Origin of the sequence: Bacillus sp. FSL R5-0416, assembly GCF_037975425.1 — a bacterium.
GTDB classification, from domain to species: Bacteria; Bacillota; Bacilli; order Bacillales; family Bacillaceae; genus Bacillus; species Bacillus subtilis.
In genome coordinates this window covers 1,124,419-1,146,113 of the sequence record NZ_CP150252.1, presented here as the reverse complement: position 1 = coordinate 1,146,113, position 21,695 = coordinate 1,124,419, and the positions used below count along the sequence as shown (strand labels likewise).

Below are 21,695 nucleotides of genomic sequence, written 5' to 3'. Positions count from 1 at the left end.
TCTTATGAGTTGGAGAACTGCGCAATCAAACTGTTGATCTTCTCTTTTTCCTCATAAAATGCTCCGTGCCCGCTGTTTGCAAACGGAACCAATTCCGACTGTTTGATGCCGCGCTTCAACTCTTTCGCAAAATCAAACGGCGCAATTTTATCCTTTCTCCCGTGCAGGATCAGCGTCGGCACCTTGATTGCAGCAAGTTCCTTCCTGAGATCTTCGTCTCTTAATGCGATGCCCGAGTGGATCGTCCCGTAGGAGGAAGCCTCCAGCATCAGATTGAGAAACCACTGCCTAAGCTCTGGAGACACTTTTTTCTCAAAAAACTGTTTCCCTAAATCAGCCAGTGTTTTGGGCCGATCAGCTTTGAACAATTCAATCATATCGTCAATATCCTGCTTCCTCATCCCGAACGGATAACCCGGGCGTTTTGTAAACGCGGGGGCCGCCGCAGACAGTAAAATCAGCTTATCAACATCGGCTCCTTCATGCCGTGCCATATAACGGAGTGCAATGGCGCCGCCCATTGAAAAACCGGCAAGAATCGCATTCTCAAGCTGCAGCGTATAAATGACTGCTTTCACATCATCGGCCATCGTGTCATAATCGTAGCCTTCCCAAGGGCGGTCAGATTGCCCATATCCCCGCAAATCAACGCCGATAAAACGAAATCCCCTTTTCGGAAGCTCATTCATTTGATATTCAAACATCTTATGATTCAACGGCCACCCGTGCAAAAAGATGATCGGCCTTCCATGTCCGATATCCTCTACAAACAGTGTCACATGCTCCTCGGTTTTGATGTAATGCCCCATTCCGCATTCCTCCTGTTCCCTTTGGCTTTCCCGGCCTGTAAACGCCTTGACGTATAGGAAGCTTTCCATTTATGCTTACAAAACAAGCGGGCTGCTATACCAAGAAAAGGCTCTTCACGTTTTACTATATGTATCAATTTCCTTAACGATCTATTAAATTGAACCCGGAAGCCTCTGTTTTTCGGGCAGCAAAGGATGTCATCACATGAATAAAATCGCAATTCAAAAACCAAACATACCAGAAAACCTGCAAACCGCAGATTTTCATGATGCCGTGACGCAGGATGATGTAATCAGCATGCATTTGTTTGAAGATTGTACCATCTGCGGCGAAGATATCGAAAGACTCTGTGTTGAAAAAACGGTATTCAGAAATGTCGTCTTTATCGATGTGTCTTTTCGGCATATTGAACTGACCGATGTGATCTTTGAAAAGTGCGATTTATCAAACGCCGATTTCAGCGGGGCTGTCATTCACAGAACTTCAGTTAAGCAGTCAAAAATGGTTGGAATGAATGTGGCGGAAGCAACGCTGCGGAATGTTTCATTCGAGGAATGCCACGGACATTTCAGCTCATTTTCGTATTCAAATATGAAACAAGTTCGATTTGATCACTGTGCTCTTATGCAAAGTGAATGCAGCGATACGGTGCTCCAGCAGACACACTTTGACGGATGCGAATTGGAAGGCGCCAGCTTTACCGGCACGTCCCTTCAAAACATGGACATCAGCACGTGCCGTTTTGAACAGCTTCATGTCTCCCTCGACAAATTGAAAGGCTGCAAAATCGCACCTGAGCACGCGATTGCCTTCGCCAGGGCACTGGGAGCTGTCATCGTATAACCAAAGCCTAGGACATCATCAGGCGGCGTGCTGTTTCAGCTGCCGCTTTAATGCCAGTTTCCAAATCTCCAAGAGATGCATAGGAATATGACAGCCTGATGCTGTTTCGGTCTTCACCGTCATAAATGTAGCCGGGATTCACAAGCACCTGCCGTTTCAGCAATCCATAAAAGAAACGGCTGACAGGCAGGTTTTTGTGAAATGTCACCCAAATATAAAAGCCGCCTGCGGGAATCCGCCACGTGGCAATGTCCCCGGCATACCGCTCGAGAAAATGAACGGCGGCGTCTCTCCTTTCTTTAAGCTTCCTGCGTACCCAAGTCAGATGCTCTTCATAATACCCCTGTGACAGCCACTCGGCAGCCGCCCACTGGGACAGGCCGCTTGATCCGTAGTCTGTCTGCATTTTAATGTCCGCCAACCTTTCAATAACCGGCTCCGGACCGGCAAGCCAGCCGATTCGCAGACCGGGGCTAACCGTTTTTGAAAACGTGCCCAGATACAGAATATTGCCCTCATGATCCATTGCTTTCAACGGCTGCGGAGGTTTTTCTTCAAACCATAAATCACCGTACGCATCATCCTCAATGATGGGCATCTGCTCTTTTTTTGACAGGCTGATGATCTCTTTCCTTCGCTGCTCTGACATGACTGTGCCTGTCGGATTATGAAACGACGGAATCGTGTAAAGCAGCTGTCCTCCATATTGTTTTCGATTAGAAGAAACAAGCCCCGCTTTGACCCCTTCATCATCCATCGGCAAGCCGCGAAGCCGCATCCCAGCTGATTGAAATACATGCAAGGATTGAAGGTAGGACGGCTTCTCCGTCAAAATGACAGAATCTCGTTTTAAAAGTCCAATTGAGATGAGCTGAAGTGCCTGAAGTGCACCGGACACAATTAAAATTGCAGCCGGTGACACATGGATCTTCTTTCCTTTTAAATGGTCGGCCACTGCCTCCCGCAGTTTACGGTTTCCTTTCGGCTGCTCATATCCTAAAGACAGGACGCCCGGATTGATTTGCTGAAACATCCGTCCAATTGTGTCAGCAGGCACAAGATCCGGTGAAAGTTCTCCAGTCCCTAATCTGATGATATCCGCTCTTGGTTCGTTCTGATTAATAGCTTGAATGATGGAAGAATTGGCGCGATGAATGCCCGAACGGACGTAATCGCTCCAATCAAGCGGAGGCTCAGCCGCCAGCACGCTCCAAGTACTGTTTACAACCTTCGTACCGCCGCCTCTTCTTCCCTCTAACAAGCCTTGAGACGTGAGTTCATCTATGGCTGCTGTGACTGTGCTGCGGTTGACTTGAAACATGCCGGCCAGCGTTCTCTGTGAGGGGATTTTCGTCCCTACAGCCCACTCTCCGTGAAGAATCTTGTCTTTCATATATTGTTCGATCTGCCGATGCAGCGGAACATCCGACTTTCGGCTTGGCTGCCATTGCGACAAGGTCATGCCCCCCTTTTTTACACATTATACATTTGGCTGGTTCCTAACCCAACCAAATGGCTGGAGACTTTAGTGACAATCTCTCTTATGATTGAAAAAAATGTGAAGGGAGCTTTTTCAGCATGAATGCAATCATTCACGGAATTGTGCTCGCGTTTGGCTTAATTTTGCCGCTGGGAGTGCAGAATGTGTTTATTTTTCAGCAAGGCGCGTGGCAAAAGCATATTTGGCGGGCTCTCCCAGCTGTCATCAGTGCTTCAGTCTGCGATACCCTGTTAATCGTATTAGCCGTTGCGGGCGTGTCTGTCATTGTGCAGGAGCTGCCTGTGTTTGAGACAGTCATGATGGCCGGCGGATTTTTATTTTTGCTCTATATGGGCTGGGTGACTTGGAACAGCCGTCCGAACACAAGCCAAAATGAGAAACATACGTTCACACCAAAAAAGCAAGTTGCATTTGCGGCCGCTGTTTCTCTTTTAAACCCGCATGCCATTCTGGACACGATCGGCGTCATCGGCACGAGCTCTCTTCAATATTCGGGGCTTGAGAAATGGCTCTTTATGGCCGCCTGCATCGCTGTGTCTTGGATTTGGTTTATCAGCCTTGCAATAGCGGGCCGGTTGTTTCAGACGATAGATACGAGCGGCAGGCTAATGGTGATCGTAAACAAATGCTCTGCAGCGGTAATGTGGGCAGCGGCAGGATATTTTGGGGTGTCACTCTTTTACAATTGAAGGAGAAACGAATGAAAACAACGAATTTCTTAGAAAAGGAGGCATGCTGATGACTGATGCAAAACAGTTTTATGACTATCATTCATGGGCAAACAAGAAAATATTTAACCATATCGAAAACCTGCCGGAGGGAACTGCCTATCAAGAAGTAAAGAGCGTATTTCCTTCTGTCAGCGACGTGCTGCTTCATATGTGCAGGGCTGACTACATTTGGCTGAATGTTCTTTCGGGAGTGGCCTACCAAGAGATTATAGACAGCGCAGGCAAATTAGAGTCCGCGCAAGGTAATATGGCAGCGATTAAACAGCACGCTGCCGAGCTGGAGTCACAGTATCATGATTTCTTCAGCCGCCAGACGGACTTAGAACAGACCTTCACAATGCAGCATCCGAAACTAGGTACACTGGAATCAACCTATGCAGACACCATCCTGCATGTCGTCAATCACGGCACTTACCACAGAGGGAACGTAACCGCCATGCTGAGACAGCTGGGCCATTTAGGCGTACCTACTGATTATATGTACTATTTATATGAGAAAAGAGAAAGCAAGGGCTAAAATGTCCTTGCTTTTTTTGCGGAAAGCCTCAAATGCAACATATTAGCTTTTACATACCTGTATAAGCGCGCTTCACATCTAGCTGTACCGGCCTGCCGCTTCGAAAGGAATTGGTTGCGGCGATACCCACTTCTAAATTGATCGTCGCATCAATATCAGTCACAATCGGTGTTTTTCCATTCCGGACACACTCGGCGAAATGCTGAAGCTCCAAGCAGTAGGCTTCATGAAAACGAGTTTGAAAGTCTGGAATGATATCAAAACTGCTCCCTTTAGCCGATAGGATGGTCACATGTTGATTTCTCAATGTCCCTATGAAAATACTGCCCTCTGTCCCGATCACCTCCGCCCGGATGTCATGTCCGTATGGAGAGGTTCTGCTTGCCTCGACGTCCCCCGCTGCGCCGGAGTCAAATTCAATATACGTCAGCGCCTGATCCACATCGCCATACTGCTCCATAAACGGATTGTTCAGAATCCTGCCGTGGCCTGAAACAGAAGTGATTTCCGCCCCTAGCAAATAACGGGCAATATCATAGTCATGGATGGAACAGTCAATAAAAATTCCACCGCTGTGTTTGATAAATTCTGCGGGAGGCGCGCCTTGGTCGCGCGTAAAGCCTTTATAATAGATAGGTTTGCCGATTTCTCCAGCGTCGATCCGCCGTTTGGCATCTGCGTATGCTGGATCGAACCGTCTCATAAAGCCGACTTGGCAGATGACACCTGTCTCTTTCACTTTTTCAGAAACTGCTCTTGATTCCTCAAGGCTTAATGTCAGCGGTTTTTCAACGAAGATCTGTTTGCCGTTCTCAGCTGCTTTGATGATCATATCACCATGTGTGCTTGTCGGCGTTACGATAATGACAGCGTCAATGCCGGGATCTTCTAACACTTCATACGGGTCCTCTGACCATTTTTTGATACCGAGTTCTCTGGCAACCTGCTCCGCTCTCCCTTTTAACGGATCACCGACACTAACCAGCTTTGCCCCCGGCACACTGGTGACGAGATTTTTCGCATGATAATAACCGAGCCTTCCTAATCCCAATACTGCACATCTTACTTGATGTTCCACGTCCCATCCTCTCCTTTATCTCATTTCAGGCTCGCTTTGAGAAAGCGCTTTCTCTTAACAGCTAAAAAAACAGCGGTTCTATCCGCTCTGCCATTTTGCGCAAGCGCTTTCTCAAAAGATGGTTTCATTTTACACTGCCTTTGGTTTACACGCAATATGTTTTTTGGCTTCAACTGTCCTAATGAAAAAACCCGCTCATTAGCGGGCTCATGTGTTGAGCGGTGATGTAGAATGTCTGACTACAAGTTCAGGCGGGAGCACTATTTTTTGTTTCGCCTTTCGTTTTCCCTCTATTGCTTCTGCCAGCAGTTCGATGACGCTCCGCCCCATCTCTTTTATCGGCTGGGCTATGGTTGTCAGGGGCGGAGCCGCCATTTCTGCGAGTATCGTATTATCAAAACCAATGATAGAAAGATCATCCGGCACTTTTATGCCTCTTATTCTCGCAGCTTGTATAGCGGCACAAGCCAATACGTCGTTGAAGGCAAAAATAGCAGTCGGAGCGTTCCTGTCGAGCAATTTTCCCGCTTCTTCCTTGCCGCTTTCCAGGGAAAATCTCGTCTGGATGATAAGTGATTCATCAATGGGCACGCCCGCTTCCTCCATCGCCTGACGGAAGCCTTTGATTCTATTTTTTTCGCCTGTCGTTGACCCGTCTCCGATAATACAGGCGATGTTCGTGTGGCCGAGTGACAGAAGATGCTTGGCAGCCTCATATCCGCCACGAACGTCATCTATCACAACAATATCCATCGGAAGAAGCGGCTTATCCTGAGAAATCATGGCAATCGGAATTTGTTCACTGGCGATTTCCTCCAAAGCAGACATACTGTCATGGCTTTCAATCCCTGTTGCAAAAATAATGCCATCCACCTTTTTCTGTTTCAGCACAGAAAAATACTTTGTTTCTTTTTTTGGATCGTAATCGGTGCTGCAAATCAACATTTGAAAACCGAGCTCATCCGCTCTTTCCTCAATGCTTTTGGCCAGTTCGCCGTAAAACGGATTTGAAATATCAGGCGCCACGAGAGCAATCATATTCGTTCGTTTTCCCGTTAACGCCGCGGCGTGGACATTGGGCGTGTATGCCATTTCATTCATGACATTCATGACCTTCTGCCGTGTTTTATCGCTGATTCTCCCCGTATTGTTTATCACACGGGACACAGTTGTGATCGAGACACCCGCCGCCTTTGCCACATCGTAAATTGTTGTTTTCATGTTCATCCCTCGTCTGGTTATTGAACTTTCCGGCTGACGATTTTCCGGTATTCAATTGGTGAAATGCCTTCTATCTGCTTAAAGAGTTTTGAAAAGTATGTCGGATCTTCCATTCCGACCGTTTCCGCAATAACGCCCATTTTATCATTTGTAGAGGATAAAAGACGCTTCGCTTCCGTCATTCTCACCCGGTTCGTGTATTGTGCCGGAGTTACGCCGAGCACCTGCTGCATGCAGCGGCTCACATAATCCTGATGATAGTGAAGGGCGAGCGACAGATCCTTGATTGTCGTCTTTTCCTTATAGTGCTCCTGTAAATACCGGGCCGCCTCCCAGGCTACCCGCTCTTTCGCAGACGGTATTTGGAACGCTTCTTTTTGAAGATGCAGCATCAGCTCCTCAAATAAAATTTGCTTTCTGAGCGGCAAATCAGAGTTTTCCGCGGAGTAATCGATCAGCTTTTCAAACTGCTGCGCCATAAACTGCGGGCGCTGCACCTTGCCTTTTCTCGGCAAGGCCAATCCGTAGCGGGCCGGCTCTTCGAAGCTCCCTTTTTCCTGCTGAAGCTCAGACCAGTTGCTGCCTCCCTTTGCCGTAAATTCATATCGATGTTCATCGAAGTGAAGCCAATAGTAGGAGGTTGCTTCATCACTGCCCTTCGTCCCGTAGTGTTCAAGACCGGGAGAAAGCAAGATGTACTCGCCGCCTTCAACAGAAAACGATGTTTCATTTTCCGTTATATATAACGTTCCCTGTTTGACATATATCAGATCAAACACGGAGAATACACGTTTCACATGGGTTTCTCCTTTTTTAAAAACCCCTTCCCCAGCTGCGATAAATACCGGAAAAGGCGGGACTGTAAACAGGATGCGAGGCATTTGAATCATCCTCCTTTTTAAGTCGGATTTTTACAAGAAGTATCGTTTCTATCCCTTTTTATTATAAGGAAATGGAGGTACACTTTAAAACGTTGATTTTATTTACGAAAGGGGTTAGACACTATGAAACAAGCTGTCTTCAAATCAACTGCTTTGAAAAAACCCGCTGACAAAACGTTCTCATTATTTTCGCTTACTTGGCCGATCTTTATTGAGGTCTCATTATATATGTTTATGGGTAATGCCGATACACTGATGCTCAGCCAATACTCGGATAACAGCGTGGCAGCAGTCGGCGTCAGCAACCAGATTTTAAATTTAATTATCGTGATGTTCAGCTTTATCGCAACAGGAACGACCGTTATCATTTCACAATTTCTAGGCTCACGGCAAAAGAAAGAAGCCATGGAAGTCGCTTATGTGTCAATCGGCGCCAACTTCTTCATCAGCCTGGCCATCAGCGCCGTCGTCTTTTTCGCGGCTGTCCCTCTGCTTCATATGATGGGATTATCAAACGCACTGATGCCTGATGCGAAAGTCTTTTTACAAGTTGTCGGAGGTCTGTCCTTTATTCAGGCTTTAATCATGACATTCAGCGCGATCTTAAAAAGCTACGGCTACACAAAAGATACAATGTTTGTCACTATCGGCATGAACATTTTAAACATTGCCGGAAACTTTGTTGTGATTTTCGGTTTGTTCGGCTTTCCTGTCCTCGGCGTTGCCGGTGTGGCCATGTCCACATCTATCGCCCGCGTCATCGGATTAATCGCGATGATTGTGATTGTCAACAAACGCATCCAGCTGAAGATGTCGCTGAAAAAAGTCTTTCATATGCATAAAGAGCATTTGCGCAAGCTGCTGAAAATCGGCATTCCTTCTGCGGGAGAGCAGCTTTCATACAACCTGTCGCAAATGATTGTCACGTATTTTATCGCCATCATGGGCGCGCAGGCGTTGACAACAAAAGTGTATACGCAAAATATTACGATGTTTATTTTGCTGTTCGGCACTGCGATCAGCCAGGGTACACAAATCTTAATCGGCCGTTATATCGGCGGCAAACAATTTGATGCCGCTTATGAGCGCTGCATGAAGAGCTTATATTGGGCACTCGGAATTGCTGCGGCTACCTCTGTTTTGATGACGATCTTTTCAAAAGACCTGATCGGACTCTTCACACAAAGCCCTGACATTATAGCAACTGCAAGCCTATTGATTGCCATGACCATTATTCTTGAACCAGGCCGCTCGTTTAATGTCATTATCATTAACTCTCTGCGGGCTGCGGGGGATGCGAAATTCCCGGTTTACATGGCAATGATTTCAATGTGGGGCATCGGCCTCCCGCTTGCTTATCTTTTCGGCATCCATCTCGGTTTCGGTCTTGCCGGCATTTGGATTTCTTTTATCGCGGATGAATGGGTCCGGGGAATCTTAATGTACAGAAGATGGCGCTCACGTATTTGGATTCAAAAAGGTATGGCATAACACCCGGCTCAATCAAGGCCGGGTGTTTTTTTAGATATCAGAGAGAATCTGCTTCACTTCGGTCTCTGTGAGAGCGAAGTGATGTTGAAATACATCGTGCTGCTTCGCCCGGATTTTTTCTAAAACAGCCCGGTACAAATGAAGAGCGGCTTTCACCGTTTTTTGAGAATACTGCGGAAATAGCGGCAAGGCATCCTGACACTCTTCAAGGTAGGCTTCTGCTTCAAAAGCGATATACTCCCACGTCATTGTGAACGCTTTATTTACGGTGCCTTTTTGGAGGTCAGCCTCTGTATAGCCGAATTGCTGCATTACCTGACGGGGAATGCGGATTTTTTGCTGATCTGTGCCAAGATCACTTAAGAAGCGAACCAGCTGTATGGCCAAGCCGAGAGAGACGGCTGCTTGTTTGAGCTGATCTTGTTTTCGGCGTGTCAGTATCGGCAGCAGCATCAATCCGGCAGAACCGCCCGTCCGATATGCGTACATGAGCAGTTCATCAAGGTCATCATACGGCTTGGCGTCTTCTTTTTGTGCGGCAATAAACTCCCGAAAAGGTTCGCTTTCCAATGTAAAGGTCCGATACGCATGATCAAAAGCCTTCCATAGATGTTGATTACCGTTATTTGTCCTTTGGTAAACATGATCAGCTTTAGCTTCAAATGCGGGCAATACCTTTTCGTCTGCACTGGCCACCGTGTGGCAAAACGACAATACTGCCCAAGAGGCTTGTCTTTGCTTTAGCGGGAGATATGATAATGCTTTGAAACAGGCTGGCGCGTATTCGCCAACAATCTGTCCGCATTGCTGGTAAGCTTCTTTTATCTCTTTCATTTTTCTCACTCCTATGTATCACTGCTTCTTCAAGTCTAGTATGTTTTTTCCTAATTGTATATGAAGAAAATGCCGATTCTTACTTTGTAAAAGTAACAAGACGTACAGCATCATCGACGAGATATACATTATTATTTTTAATGCCATACAACAGGTAGAATGTAAACATTTCTCAATCATCACTTCAATAATAGAGGAATCACGGAAAAAAGGGCTAATTGTTATGATACATGATAGTATTGGAGTGAGTTCAGTGATAAAATTTTTTGAATATAACTGGCAGGTTAGAGATCAATGGTTTACTTGGTGTCATCAACTAACCACTGAAGAATTACTTAATAACCGTCTTGGCGGAGTAGAGAATATTTTATATACCCTTTTTCATATTATTGATGTGGAATATAGTTGGATTCGTGCTATCCAAGGAAAAGAAGATATCGCTGTTCAGTTCGCTGATTATCAAACACTCAATAAAGTGAAATCTCTCTCAAATACATTCCGAACTGAAATAATTGATGTTTTACAAACACATTCAGATCAAATAAAAGATGAACTTGTAAGCGTTCCTTGGGAGACAGGTGTTTTATATACGCGAGATGAAATATTACACCATATCATCGCTCACGAAATTCACCATATTGGTCAACTTTCTGTATGGGCTAGGGAATTAAAGTTAAGCCCGGTATCAGCTAGTTTTATCGGCAGAACATTAAAACCTATTCATTCTTATTGAAGGAATGCGGGGGCAATTCGATAGTGCGTTGTACAAAAAAGGATAGATAGAGCATATATTTCCCTGCTCATCTATCCTTCTTATTTAAATCTATACATCTCTGGATTTTAATCACATTTGCATTGAACCTACCTCTCGTCAATATCAATGCGATACGCTTCAAACCATGTATGAATTTGAGCAAGATGGGCGATCAGCTGAGGCCCCTTCATGAGCTGTCCGAACCACGGCACCTTGAAGGAGGAGCCTTCCGTTTCTAAAAGCTGATCTAATTGTTTTCTGTCCAGCAAGGTATGGAGCACGGAGTCCTTTTGGCTTCTGATCGTTTTCAGCCATTCGCTGACGCCTTTTGTATATTCCGGATGATGTGTTTTCGGATACGGGCTTTTTTTGCGATACAGAATGTCATCAGGCAAAATACCTTCAAGCGCTTTGCGTAAAATGCCTTTTTCCCGATTATCATGCATTTTCATTTCCCACGGAATATTCCAAACATATTCCACAAGCCGGTGATCGGCGAACGGCACCCGCACTTCCAGGCTCGCCCCCATGCTCATGCGATCCTTCCGATCCAAAAGGTTCGTCATAAACCAAAGCATATTTAAATAGAACAGCTGTCTTCTTGCTTTATCCACACCCGTTTCACCATCTAATAATGGCGTTTCTGCCAAGGTTTCTTCATATTTGGCATTTACGTATTCTTTCAGATTCAATTTTTTCTGCCATGAATCAGAAAGCAGCTTGATCCGCTCCTCCGTTGATCTCATCCATGGAAAGCCAGACTCAACATCTGCCGTATGGAACCACGGGTACCCGCCGAAAATCTCATCCGCGCACTCTCCCGATAGGCTGACGACAAAGTCCTTTTTGATTTCCCGGCAAAACCACAGCAGGGATGAGTCGACATCCGCCATTCCCGGCAAGTCTTTGACCAGTACAGCTTCCTCCAAATGATCAACGAGATCTTTTTGGCTGATGACGCATTTGTGGTGCGTCGTGCCGAAAGTCTCTGTCATTTTTTCAATCCATGGTCCGTCATCATTCGGCTGAAATGCGCTTGCTTGAAAATATTTATCGTTCTCTTCGTAATCAATCGAATAAGTATGAAGCGGTGCTTTTCCTTCCTTTTCAAAATGGCCCGCCGCAATCGCTGTAATCGCGCTTGAGTCCAGACCGCCTGATAGGAACGTACAAACAGGCACATCCGACACAAGCTGCCGCGTCACCGCGTCCTGAAATAACGATCTGACATTGGCAACCGTGTCATCAAAACTGTCCGTATGTTTTTCGCTTTCAACATTCCAATAACGCCAAATATTAAGTCCGTCTTTGGAAAATGTCAGCGCGTGAGCCGGGCGGATTTCTTTTATGCCTTTAAATATGCCAGTGCCCGGGGTTCTGGACGGTCCAAGCCCGAAAATTTCAGAAAGTCCCGTTCTGTCCACTCGCGCTTTTATATCAGGGTGCGCGAGGATTGCTTTGATTTCCGACCCGAAGAGAAATGAAGAGCCTTCCTTCGTGTAAAAAAACGGCTTTACGCCGAGACGGTCTCTCGCGGCAAACAGCAGATTACGCTTTTCATCCCACACAGCGAAAGCGAATATGCCATTGAGATGGTCGACACAGTCTTCCTGCCATTCGATGTAGCTGTGCAGAAGCACCTCGGTATCTGACGTACGTTCGAATTGATGGCCCCGCGCCCGCAATTCTTTGCGCAAATCTTCCGTGTTATAAAGCTCGCCATTGTAAATAATGGTGTACGTATCCCCTTTATAGGTACACGCCATCGGCTGGCGTCCGCCTTCAATATCAACAACCGCAAGTCTTTTATGTCCGAATAAAACATGGTGCTCCCCCCAAACGTTTGAATCATCAGGCCCACGTTTGGAAAGAGTGTCTGTCATTCTGTCCATCGTTTGTTTTTCCTGGACGAGCTGCTTTTTAAAATCGACCCAACCCGTAATTCCACACATGTGATATCAGCTCCAATCCCGTTTCTGTCGTAACAATTTCGTTTCTTTCAGCACCTTAGTAAGTTTATGCATCTATAGGCAGATAGTTGATTTGTCCATAAAAGAGTTGTATGGGACAGGCTTGAATTGGAAAGAAAAGAGAGGAATGAAGAAAAAGGAGACAGCATGCATGAAACGGAAACAATTGATATATACAGAGGAACGAAAATGGGAATACGGCACCATCCTCATCGAAGACGGCATCTGTTTAATCGAAAACGGAGAAGGTGATATACTTTTGGCGGACACTCTCCAACACAGCCCAATCTGGGTCCATCATAAAGGAAAGTGGGAGCAAGCCGGCTTCCAGGATCAATTGGTTCTGGCATGCGGTGAAGAAAACATCTCCCTTTCTGGGGGAGAACGCATCCGCTATGAGAAATCAGTCAAGCGGCCGCTTATGGCGCTTTTGGATTCGCTTGACGACGAAACCTTTCTCGCATTTCTGCAGCACTTGCACAGCTTCGGCTTATCCGTATTCGATTGCGTCTTTTCTTATAATAAAGGAGTCCTTTCGAATACTTCGGCGGGGCAGGGTGTGTCCTTTTATCACTTTTCAAATGACACCGCACAATGCGCGATGCAGCATCACTACAGCAGCGAAGGGACAGGAGACCGTTTTGAATGGACGGCTTCAAACGGAAAGCGATCCATTATGTATTCAGCAGTCCAACGGGGGCGCAAATAAAAAAGCGGTGCATCGAGCACCGCTTTTTGGTTACTTTTCAACAACAACTTTTGCTTCCTTGCTTTCTTTTTTATCTGTATCCGCAGCCGTGACGTACAGCACCGTTCCGGCTTTTTGTTTTTTGATTTTCAACGAAAACGTTCCTTTTGCGTCAGCTTTGGCAGAAGCAATGACTTTCTTTGATTTGTTTTTCACTCTGATCATCGCTTTGCTGTTTGCCTTCCCTTTTACTGCCGTATCCTTCGTTTTCACCGCGTTTACTTTCGGTGTGCCGGAAGGTTTTCCTTTGATGACGACAACTTTATACGATGTTTTCGCATCACCTTTTGTTGCTTTCACATACAGTACTTGATCCTGTTTTTGAGTCGCGATATTAACCTTGAACGCATTGTCTTTTCCGGCTTTGGCGCTGCCGAGTTTCTTTTTGCCGTTCATCACCTCGATAAGTGTGCCTTCCTTCGCGTTTCCTCTGACAGCTGTTTGAGTGCTTTCCAGCTTGTTGACCTTAAGCTGTAAATCAGCTGCGCTGACAGCCTTCATGACGTTCAGCCGCCCGTAGCCTGAATGCCAGTCTACACCAGGTGTCTTCGGAATTTCAATCGGATCGCCATAATCGTCATACAACTCTTCTTCTCCGCCATCGACACTTTCAAAGGAAATATCATCTGCCGTCTTTTTCAACATATCCTCAACTTCTGTTCTTTTCAGCTTAGGATTTTGAGCAAACAGCAATCCTGCAGCAGCGGCAGCATACGGCGTCGCCATAGACGTTCCGCTCATGTACGTGACATTTCCGTTCGGCACTAAGCTCGGGATATCAGACCCTGGAGCAGAGATGTCCAGACCTTTTCCATAGTTAGAGAAATCAGCGGTCATATCCATGCGGTTCGTTGCGCCGACTGACATCACATATTTAGAAGACGCAGGATAAGATAAGGCATTTTCTCCATCATTCCCGCTGGCTGCGGCAATCAAGACATTTTTGTCAGCTGCGTACTTCAAAGCAAATTCAAGCACGCGGCTGTAGCCTCCGCCTAAACTTAAATTAATCACCTTTGCTCCTTTGTCAGCAGCATATTTGATGCCGAGAGCAATTTGTTCAGTATCTCCGGAACCTGCGGAATCAAGCACTTTTACAGGGATGATTTTTGCTTTGGCATTCAATCCAGTCATTGAATAGCCGTTATCGCTTTGGGCCGCAATAATGCCTGCGACATGCGTCCCATGCCCCTGATCATCCATTGCATTGTTATTCCGTCCGACAAAATTGTGTCCGAGATCTGTTCTTACTTTTCCTTTTAAATCGGCAAGCGTGCTGTCTACGCCTGTGTCTACTACTGCAATGAGTGTATCGTTAAGCTTGCGTTTGGACAGCAATGTGTTGGCAGGCTCATATTTCACATCCGCATTTTTGACACCGCCGTTTTCACCGTTGTTTTTAAGCGGCCATTGATAAGGGTACTGAATATCGTTTGCCAAGCTTTTGTATTCCTGTACGGGTTCCGCAAACTCTACATTGGACATCTTGGATAGTGTCGCAGCAGCGCTTTTGACCCTTTTGGCGCTTGCCGTATATGCGCCGTTCTGTTTCTCGTCTTTCGGAAGTTCAAATGAATACAGATTGTCAAACAGTTTCTTTGCCTTTTTCACATTGGATATGTCTTTTTTCGATTGCGCGCTTGCAGAAAAGCCCTTCATTTCATTATGTACGGATGAGAGGCTTTTATTGTCCTTCACCTTGAAAATAACCTTTGTTGTCTGAACTTCACTTTTTGCTGCAATATTGTTTTCTGTTAAAATGGCTCCGGCTGTTTTGCCTTGCAGCTGCTTCATATTTAGTCGGTCCGCTTGTTTCTTTATCTCCTCTTTAAGGAAAGACGGGACTGATTGCAAAGCTTTATCATATAGCCGGTTGATCGCTTTTTGATCTTTTTCAGTTACCTTATACGAAGATGATGCTCCGTTTTCTGACACATCGTCAAATAACGGCTTTAATGTCACAAGATCCTGATAGATTTCATTTCTTGCTGTTTTATTGAGTGCGAGCTTTGCAACGATAAACGGTGCTGCTTTGTAATAAAGGCTTGTCAGTTCTTTGCCTTCTGCTGTTTGGCTCAGCTGCTCATCACGAATCGCTCTCAGCTTATCCAGTATGCCTTTTCCTGATTTCTTCTGATCGACACTCATTTCAACCGGACAAGCTTCTTCCTCTTCTAAATCTGACGGCTGTTTTTTGGTGCCTTTATACCCAATCGTATACTTGGCTTCTGCAGCTGCTTCTGCCGTTCCGTCGTCCTCTGGCTCTTCTTCTCCGAGGTATTCAACTTTTACATAGTAAGGGCCGCTCCACGCGTATGGAAAGATGACTTCGCTTTTTCCATCCTCCGCTGTGAAAGAACGGTACATCTCAAACGTCTCATCTTTAAGCGCTTTTTCCTTACTTGGATATACAGATACATTCAGTACTGAATCACTCTTTACGGTCAGTGCCATATGTGAGTTTTTCTGAATATCCGTTGCTCCCGGGGTCACTTTGTACCATTTCACCTGTTCCGGCTCCTTCATGGCGCCTGTCTGCTCTTTGCCGTTTTCCAGAGCAGCCGCCTGATCGATCGCGCCGGCCGCTGCAGCTTTGGTTCCCGGAGAAAAAAGGCTGAAAATCAGTGCAAAAATAAGCACTGCCGCCACAACCGAGCTGAATTTTCTGCGTTTCATGTTATCCCTCCTGCAAAATAATGAATCTCCTTGAAGGTATCATAATTTCATAGGACGAGATACCGCTTACAGGGAATTTTAAGGTTATTTTAAATGATTTGGAATATGAGGGGATAAATATAAAAAAACCCAGCTCTATCAAAGAGCCGGGTTCATAGGTTTTTCTATTAAAACAATTGAAAACCAATTGGCAAATGCAGACCGAGCAGCACTGTCAGCAAAAGGACAATGACGAAGCCGACCCACAGGCCTCCTGTTGATTTTTCTTTTTTCTTGCGGATGAGGAGCATTTCCATCAGGCCGATGGTGATAATGCCCAGAATCATTTTGCCGGCGTATTCTCCGTTCCAGTTGGCGAAACGGACAAACAGCTCAGCTCCTGTCAAAATAATAAGGATATAGAATAACCGCAGAATCATATGAGTGATTTTTGCGCCCTTTGCACTTCCTGACGAATACAGCGAGTAGCTGACGAAAAGCAGAATCAGCGCTACCACCCATGTCGTAATATGTAGGTGTGTCATATATGTTCCCCCTATCAGATAAATTACCCCACTTATAGTACCATGAACTTGTCCTCTGTCACAAAGATGATTATCAGAAAAAACGGGCGGGTCCGGGTCCGCCCTCCAGTTTTATTCAGCCAATTTGGTTTGACAGCGTTCCGATCGGATCAATTGTAATATCAATTTTGTCACCTGACCGCAAGAATTTTGGAGGCGTAAACCCCTTGCCGACACCAGACGGCGTACCGGTGGCAATAATGTCGCCCGCTTCAAGCGTCATCCCCTTTGAGAGGGTTTCAATTAATTCCGGAATGGAAAAGATCATATCGCTTGCCGAACCGGATTGGCGCAGCTCGCCGTTGACTCTTGTTTCAACCTTGAGGCGCTCTGGCTCCTGAATAGATGATTTATGTACAAGCACGGGCCCCATCGGACATGTCGTATCCAAGCTTTTTCCGATAAAAAACTGCTTATGCCTTTTTTGCAGATCACGCGCCGTGATATCATTCACAATCGTATATCCGAAAACATGGTCATATGCATCTTCTTTTGAAATGCGAGTCCCGCTTTTTCCGATCACGACAGCAAGTTCTCCCTCATAATCAAGCTGAGAGGTAACCTCTTCATGGCTCTTTACGATATCACCATGCCCCGTAACCGTTACCGGCGATTTTGTAAATACCATCGGATGCTCCGGAATATCAGCCTCGCTCCCCATTTCAATCGCGTGATCCCGGTAGTTTTTGCCGATGCAGATGATATTTTTTGATGGCTTCGGAATGGGTGCATGGAGCTTCACCTCAGATAATGAATACATAAATGATCCCAGCTCATCATTCGGTTTCTTTGCCCACTCGGCCAGCTGCCTTGCATGCGCAACGAATTTATCCCCTTCTGCGATACATTCAATCAGCGATCCCGGAATCGTCTCAAGTTCAAACAGTTTTTTTTCAGCCTTCTGCAAATCCATAATTTTCTCATCGTCAATGATCAGGCCGACAAACATTCGGTTGTAAAGTTCCCCTGTCGCAAATTTCATGTTATTCCTCCATCATCTTTTAAATCAGAATGCTCCTTCATGTATTCTCTGTCGAATGCTGAAATCCCTTTTTCTCAATTCCGTTTTCATTTCGTTTCAGGACGGGCTTGCTCTACATATCATACAAATGTCGTTTTGAGAAGGAGGAAAGAATATGGAGCGCGTGCATTTATTTTTTCATCGGGAGCAGCTGAAAAGGAAAGGTACAGCCAAGGGGCTTTTCGTAACAGATCGATCTGTTTCTCCCATTCTTCTCACACAGCGTGACAGAGCGGAAAAGGCATCCTATGAAATCAGCTGGGAAAAGTCTCTGCTTGGTGAAAGGACACTTTTTTTGAATGCAGAACAGGATGATCCGTCCCTGATGCGGCGCAGACTCGCCTATTGTTTTTTTGACCAGATCGGCGTACCTGCTCCCGTTGCCTCGTACAGCTTTCTGACCATCAATGGCCAGCCTGAAGGCATTTATTTGAACATCAAGAACCATCAGCCAGCCGGTAAAAGGAGTTACGGAGTGAAGACGGCCGATCCAAGGGTTCCATTGTCCCTTTTTAACAATGATTCCTCGGCATTCTTACATGAATTTTTCATACTGATCCGCACAGCCGGAGATGACGAATTGGCTGAAAGGATTAAATTGTATCTGGATGTCAAGCTGTTTTTTTTGTGGCTGATCGGCAACACCTGCACCAATCAAGGCTTTTACTGCACATTTTGTTTAAACGAATCCGGTCGGCTTTACGTTTCCCCGATGGAGACAAGATCGCTTGCCGTACAAGAATGGTATGAAGAAGACCCGCTTCTGACAAAAGGAAAGACGCTTTCGTCAAGGCTTCTATCCATTCCCGCCTTCAGGTCGCAATATCACACCTTAATGAAAAACGTGCTGAAGCGGTCGTTTACTATTGAACGATTATCTCCTCTCATCAACGAATGGCACCTTGACATTTGTCAAAGTGCTGCTGATGATCCTTTTATCAAAAAAAGCCCCTTTCAAATCGAAAAGGAGCAGACCAACATACTTAGAGAAATGGAGGAACGGCAGGACTTTTTGCAAGCACACTTAGCAAGACTTTAGTCCTTTCTCCATTAAAAAAGGCCGCAGCAAAAATTGTCGCTTTTTTAGTCAAATTGACGAAAGGCAACCTTTTGAGCCAAAATAGGTTATACTAACGATATCCTGTATTTATATCAAAATAAAATCTAGAATTGGAGATAGCGTAATGAACAGTAAAATTGAAGAAATGAGGATCACACTAATTGAAACCGCACAAAAATACGGCATGAATTCAAAAGAAACGATTCAATGCAGCCAAGAGCTGGATATCCTGCTGAATACCCGGATTAAAGAAGAAATGATTTTTGGGAGATATCTTGAAAACTCCCGTATGTAAATCATTTTCTATAACAATTAGAATACACCACATGTAACTCCGATTTTTGCTCAGCACTTCTGAGATATACCTCAGGGCGAGAATGTGCCCGCCCAAAAATCGAATACCGCAGCACGACATACTCCAAAAAGCATTCTACACGCAAAAACACCAAAGAAATAAACAAAAATCACCATAGGCGGATAGCGGCATCCTTCGCCGCATTTCCGCTCAATTTATACCCAACATCCTCTTTTACCATGTTTAAACATAACGGCCCAAAAAATAAAACGCTTTCATCAAAAGCCGATATATCCCCTTTAAATTTCTCTCACACATATGTGCGTTTGTCATAAGCTATCGTGAATAGCCCAATTGAAATCAGAATTGTCATTTCACTTTACCTGTCTTTTTTCAATTTTTCAACAAAGGATGTGCTCGTATGCCGGCCATTGTCGGAGCGTTTAAAATTAATGCGATTGGTACGAGCGGAGTCGTTCACATCGGGGACTGCATTACGATTTCTCCTCAGGCTCAGGTCAGAACGTTTGCCGGTGCTGGCAGCTTTAATACCGGCGACAGCCTCAAGGTGATGAATTATCAAAACGCGACGAATGTGTATGACAATGATGCGGTTGATCAGCCGATCGTGGCCAATGCGTAAAAGGAGTGAGGCTCATGAACTTCTATATTAATCAAACCATTCAAATCAACTATCTCCGGCTGGAATCAATCAGCAACTCCTCCATTCTGCAAATCGGGAGCGCCGGATCAATCAAGTCTCTGTCAAATTTGTATAATACAGGGAGTTATGTAGAACCGGCACCAGAAGTTTCTGGCTCAGGGCAACCGCTCCAGCTGCAGGAGCCCGACACAGGTTCATTGGTCCCGCTCCAGCCTCCTGGCCGTTAATCATATGAAAGAGGTGAAAGAACATGTATGATCAATCTGTTTCCTCTTACCTGCAAAACTTGAATTCCTTCGTTCAGCAGCAGGCGATTCACATTCAGCAGCTCGAACGTCAGCTGAAAGAGATTCAAACTGAAATGAATACGATGAAACAGCGGCCGGCCACTACCATTGAGCGTGTGGAGTATAAATTTGATCAGCTGAAAATTGAAAGGCTCGACGGGACTTTGAATATCGGCTTAAATCCGACTGACCCGAACAGCGTCCAAAACTTTGAAGTCAGCCAGTCGACACCGCAAATCGGGATGATGCAGCAGGAAGAGAGCGCTCAGCTCATGCAGCAGATCCGCCAGAATGTCGACATGTACTTAACCGAAGAAATCCCAGATATTTTGGAACAGCTTGAAAACCAATATGACAGCAGACTTGACGATACAAACAGACATCATGTTATTGAAGACATCAGAAAACAAATGGACAGCCGGATTCACTATTATATGTCCCATATCAAAAAAGAAGAAAATACACCGCCTGCACAATATGCAGAACATATCGCTGAGCATGTGAAGCGTGATGTCATCCGCGCTGTAGAACACTTTCTGGAGCATATTCCATCAGAAATGAAAGGAGATGAGCAAGCATGATCTTTACAGTCATCAACCGCAGCTTGGAAGTCGGGGACATCCGGATGAACGGTGTGTCCAGTTCCTCCGTTTTCCACATCGGAGACACTGAATCCATCTACCTGTCTTCTATTTTTGATACACCGCCTGAATCTCTTATTATCGGGCCGTTTGCTCCGATTACGCCAGAATAATGCTTAAACGCATATCACGCATCAGACTAGTTAAGTGTAATTCCCTCGGGATCGCAAGTGTGTTTCAAGTTGGCGACACAAATGAAATCGATATGAGTGTAAAAGTATTTGCTGTTCAGCGTTCTCTGTCCACGTTTTACAATAATGAAGGCTCATTTAACAAAAAGGAGTACCAAATCTTTCAGCAGCAGGCAGTGAAGCCGATTCGCGAAACAGGTGTACAAAGCGCATTTTGCCACGAGGTGCCGGCTATTTATGTTCGCAGCATCAAAATTCAAGGGGTGTCCGCCTCTTCTGTTTTACATGCTGGTTCAGCTTCGCTTATCCGCGGTGATGCGAGAATCAAACATATCAGACAGATTCAGTCTCCGCGCTCACAATCGCCCGCCAAGAACATATAATAAACAGAGACTTCGATAAAGGGTGTCGTTTATGCCAGCAATTGTCGGGCCTATAGCTATCAATTCCATATCGGGCGGAGTCGTAAACTTTGGTGATTCCTTTTACCTTTCTCCGAAAAGCTCTTCAAAATCTGCGCTCGGTTCGGGAGCAGGAAACACGGGAGATTTCCTTCTATTAAATAATGCAGTCAACGCGACAAATTATATAGACCCCGATGTCAACGATCAGGATATGGTTGGAAACGGATAAAAGCAGCCGCTCTGCAAAGAGAGGGCTGCTTTTTAGTCATTTTTTCTTTTTTCGTTCATTTGATTTCTTAGTTTTGATCAGCTTCTCAGGCGGCTGTTTTCTGATCCATTTGACAAACCGGGCAAGCTCTGGATCGCTTCTGAGTTCAGCCATTCCGTTTAAACGTACAGCGAGCTCTTGATTGGTATATAAGGCATGAATCTGTTTATGACAAGGAATACAGAGCATCGCTGTCGGCAAAAACGTTCCGCCTTCCTCTTTCGGTGTGAGATGATGCTCTGTCAGCTGGACATTGCTCCGGCCGCACAGCTCACATATTCCGGCAGTCTGCTTTGCCATATCCGC

General features: G+C 45.5%; 23 protein-coding genes and 2 pseudogenes. 14 read left to right on the top strand and 11 right to left on the bottom strand.

Annotated elements, in window-relative coordinates:
- Positions 1-2: 2 nt before the first annotated feature.
- On the bottom strand, positions 3-809 hold the full coding sequence (locus tag NYE20_RS05935; protein ID WP_072175665.1) for an alpha/beta hydrolase: 807 nt from the start codon (positions 807-809) through the stop codon (positions 3-5).
- A gap of 205 nt (positions 810-1,014) precedes the next feature.
- Between NYE20_RS05935 and NYE20_RS05930 the strand changes: the two genes are divergently transcribed.
- Positions 1,015-1,653 carry a pentapeptide repeat-containing protein gene (locus tag NYE20_RS05930; RefSeq protein WP_003233060.1) on the top strand — a complete coding sequence of 213 codons (639 nt, stop codon included), beginning with the start codon at positions 1,015-1,017 and terminating at the stop codon, positions 1,651-1,653.
- Positions 1,654-1,660: 7 nt separating this feature from the next.
- Here NYE20_RS05930 and NYE20_RS05925 read toward each other — a convergent pair whose 3' ends face one another.
- The gene (locus tag NYE20_RS05925) at positions 1,661-3,115 is read right to left on the bottom strand and encodes a PLP-dependent aminotransferase family protein (RefSeq protein WP_125121299.1); all 1,455 of its coding nucleotides are present in this window, start codon (positions 3,113-3,115) and stop codon (positions 1,661-1,663) included.
- Between the two features lie 66 nt (positions 3,116-3,181).
- Here NYE20_RS05925 and NYE20_RS05920 point away from each other — a divergent pair.
- Positions 3,182-3,843, top strand: a pseudogene (locus tag NYE20_RS05920) (LysE/ArgO family amino acid transporter).
- Between the two features lie 49 nt (positions 3,844-3,892).
- Positions 3,893-4,402: a DinB family protein gene (locus NYE20_RS05915; protein WP_032725371.1), complete on the top strand. Its 510-nt coding sequence runs from the start codon at positions 3,893-3,895 to the stop codon at positions 4,400-4,402.
- A 49-nt stretch (positions 4,403-4,451) separates the two neighbouring features.
- Here NYE20_RS05915 and iolX read toward each other — a convergent pair whose 3' ends face one another.
- The 3 genes from iolX to NYE20_RS05900 form a co-directional block, all read right to left on the bottom strand.
- Entirely contained in the window at positions 4,452-5,480 is a 1,029-nt protein-coding gene (iolX, locus tag NYE20_RS05910; RefSeq protein ID WP_038829187.1) for a scyllo-inositol 2-dehydrogenase, read from the bottom strand.
- A 207-nt stretch (positions 5,481-5,687) separates the two neighbouring features.
- Positions 5,688-6,701, bottom strand: coding sequence for a transcriptional regulator DegA (gene degA / locus NYE20_RS05905; protein ID WP_161621478.1), 1,014 nt, complete (start codon positions 6,699-6,701; stop codon positions 5,688-5,690).
- A gap of 17 nt (positions 6,702-6,718) precedes the next feature.
- Positions 6,719-7,582 carry an AraC family transcriptional regulator gene (locus NYE20_RS05900; RefSeq protein WP_003245539.1) on the bottom strand — a complete coding sequence of 288 codons (864 nt, stop codon included), beginning with the start codon at positions 7,580-7,582 and terminating at the stop codon, positions 6,719-6,721.
- A gap of 123 nt (positions 7,583-7,705) precedes the next feature.
- On the opposite strand from NYE20_RS05900, the gene NYE20_RS05895 reads away from it, so the two are divergent.
- Positions 7,706-9,073 carry an MATE family efflux transporter gene (locus tag NYE20_RS05895; protein ID WP_014476390.1) on the top strand — a complete coding sequence of 456 codons (1,368 nt, stop codon included), beginning with the start codon at positions 7,706-7,708 and terminating at the stop codon, positions 9,071-9,073.
- 30 nt (positions 9,074-9,103) lie between these two features.
- Here NYE20_RS05895 and farP read toward each other — a convergent pair.
- Positions 9,104-9,929, bottom strand: a pseudogene (farP, locus tag NYE20_RS05890) (farnesyl diphosphate phosphatase).
- A 231-nt stretch (positions 9,930-10,160) separates the two neighbouring features.
- Between farP and NYE20_RS05885 the strand changes: the two are divergent.
- Positions 10,161-10,640 (top strand): DinB family protein, encoded by a 480-nt coding sequence (locus NYE20_RS05885; RefSeq protein ID WP_077670602.1) that lies wholly within the window; start codon positions 10,161-10,163, stop codon positions 10,638-10,640.
- 128 nt (positions 10,641-10,768) lie between these two features.
- Here NYE20_RS05885 and asnB read toward each other — a convergent pair whose 3' ends face one another.
- Entirely contained in the window at positions 10,769-12,613 is a 1,845-nt protein-coding gene (asnB, locus tag NYE20_RS05880; protein WP_015715643.1) for an asparagine synthase (glutamine-hydrolyzing), read from the bottom strand.
- 145 nt (positions 12,614-12,758) lie between these two features.
- Between asnB and NYE20_RS05875 the strand changes: the two genes are divergently transcribed.
- Positions 12,759-13,340 (top strand): DUF2777 domain-containing protein, encoded by a 582-nt coding sequence (locus NYE20_RS05875; protein ID WP_161621476.1) that lies wholly within the window; start codon positions 12,759-12,761, stop codon positions 13,338-13,340.
- 30 nt (positions 13,341-13,370) lie between these two features.
- Here NYE20_RS05875 and wprA read toward each other — a convergent pair whose 3' ends face one another.
- From wprA to NYE20_RS05860, 3 genes are all read right to left on the bottom strand, one after another.
- Entirely contained in the window at positions 13,371-16,055 is a 2,685-nt protein-coding gene (gene wprA / locus NYE20_RS05870; protein ID WP_161621475.1) for a cell wall-associated protease WprA, read from the bottom strand.
- A gap of 167 nt (positions 16,056-16,222) precedes the next feature.
- Positions 16,223-16,579 (bottom strand): YisL family protein, encoded by a 357-nt coding sequence (locus NYE20_RS05865; RefSeq protein ID WP_003244937.1) that lies wholly within the window; start codon positions 16,577-16,579, stop codon positions 16,223-16,225.
- A 115-nt stretch (positions 16,580-16,694) separates the two neighbouring features.
- Positions 16,695-17,600: a fumarylacetoacetate hydrolase family protein gene (locus NYE20_RS05860; protein WP_003245441.1), complete on the bottom strand. Its 906-nt coding sequence runs from the start codon at positions 17,598-17,600 to the stop codon at positions 16,695-16,697.
- Positions 17,601-17,754: 154 nt separating this feature from the next.
- Between NYE20_RS05860 and NYE20_RS05855 the strand changes: the two genes are divergently transcribed.
- The 8 genes from NYE20_RS05855 to NYE20_RS05820 all read left to right on the top strand — a co-directional run bounded on the left by NYE20_RS05855 (position 17,755) and on the right by NYE20_RS05820 (position 21,350).
- Positions 17,755-18,678, top strand: coding sequence for a CotH kinase family protein (locus NYE20_RS05855; protein WP_161621474.1), 924 nt, complete (start codon positions 17,755-17,757; stop codon positions 18,676-18,678).
- 145 nt (positions 18,679-18,823) lie between these two features.
- Entirely contained in the window at positions 18,824-18,994 is a 171-nt protein-coding gene (gene yisI, locus NYE20_RS05850; protein ID WP_003233086.1) for an aspartyl-phosphate phosphatase YisI, read from the top strand.
- A gap of 421 nt (positions 18,995-19,415) precedes the next feature.
- Positions 19,416-19,637, top strand: a complete 222-nt coding sequence (locus NYE20_RS05845; RefSeq protein ID WP_003233088.1) for a spore germination protein — start codon at positions 19,416-19,418, stop codon at positions 19,635-19,637.
- Positions 19,638-19,651: 14 nt separating this feature from the next.
- Positions 19,652-19,885: a spore germination protein GerPB gene (gene gerPB, locus NYE20_RS05840; RefSeq protein WP_003233090.1), complete on the top strand. Its 234-nt coding sequence runs from the start codon at positions 19,652-19,654 to the stop codon at positions 19,883-19,885.
- Between the two features lie 23 nt (positions 19,886-19,908).
- Positions 19,909-20,526, top strand: coding sequence for a spore germination protein GerPC (locus NYE20_RS05835; RefSeq protein ID WP_014476381.1), 618 nt, complete (start codon positions 19,909-19,911; stop codon positions 20,524-20,526).
- Positions 20,523-20,699, top strand: a complete 177-nt coding sequence (gene gerPD / locus NYE20_RS05830; protein ID WP_021479597.1) for a spore germination protein GerPD — start codon at positions 20,523-20,525, stop codon at positions 20,697-20,699. The genes NYE20_RS05835 and gerPD overlap by 4 nt, the downstream gene beginning before the upstream one ends.
- Complete coding sequence (locus NYE20_RS05825; RefSeq protein WP_041851009.1) at positions 20,699-21,100, top strand: spore germination protein GerPE; 402 nt, start codon at positions 20,699-20,701, stop codon at positions 21,098-21,100. The genes gerPD and NYE20_RS05825 overlap by 1 nt, the downstream gene beginning before the upstream one ends.
- Before the next feature lie 31 nt (positions 21,101-21,131).
- The gene (locus NYE20_RS05820) at positions 21,132-21,350 is read left to right on the top strand and encodes a spore germination protein (protein WP_003233096.1); all 219 of its coding nucleotides are present in this window, start codon (positions 21,132-21,134) and stop codon (positions 21,348-21,350) included.
- 36 nt (positions 21,351-21,386) lie between these two features.
- Here the strand turns inward: NYE20_RS05820 and hlpB are convergent, their stop codons facing one another.
- On the bottom strand, positions 21,387-21,689 hold the full coding sequence (gene hlpB / locus NYE20_RS05815; RefSeq protein ID WP_015252406.1) for an HNH nuclease-like protein HlpB: 303 nt from the start codon (positions 21,687-21,689) through the stop codon (positions 21,387-21,389).
- Between the last annotated feature and the right edge of the window lie 6 nt (positions 21,690-21,695).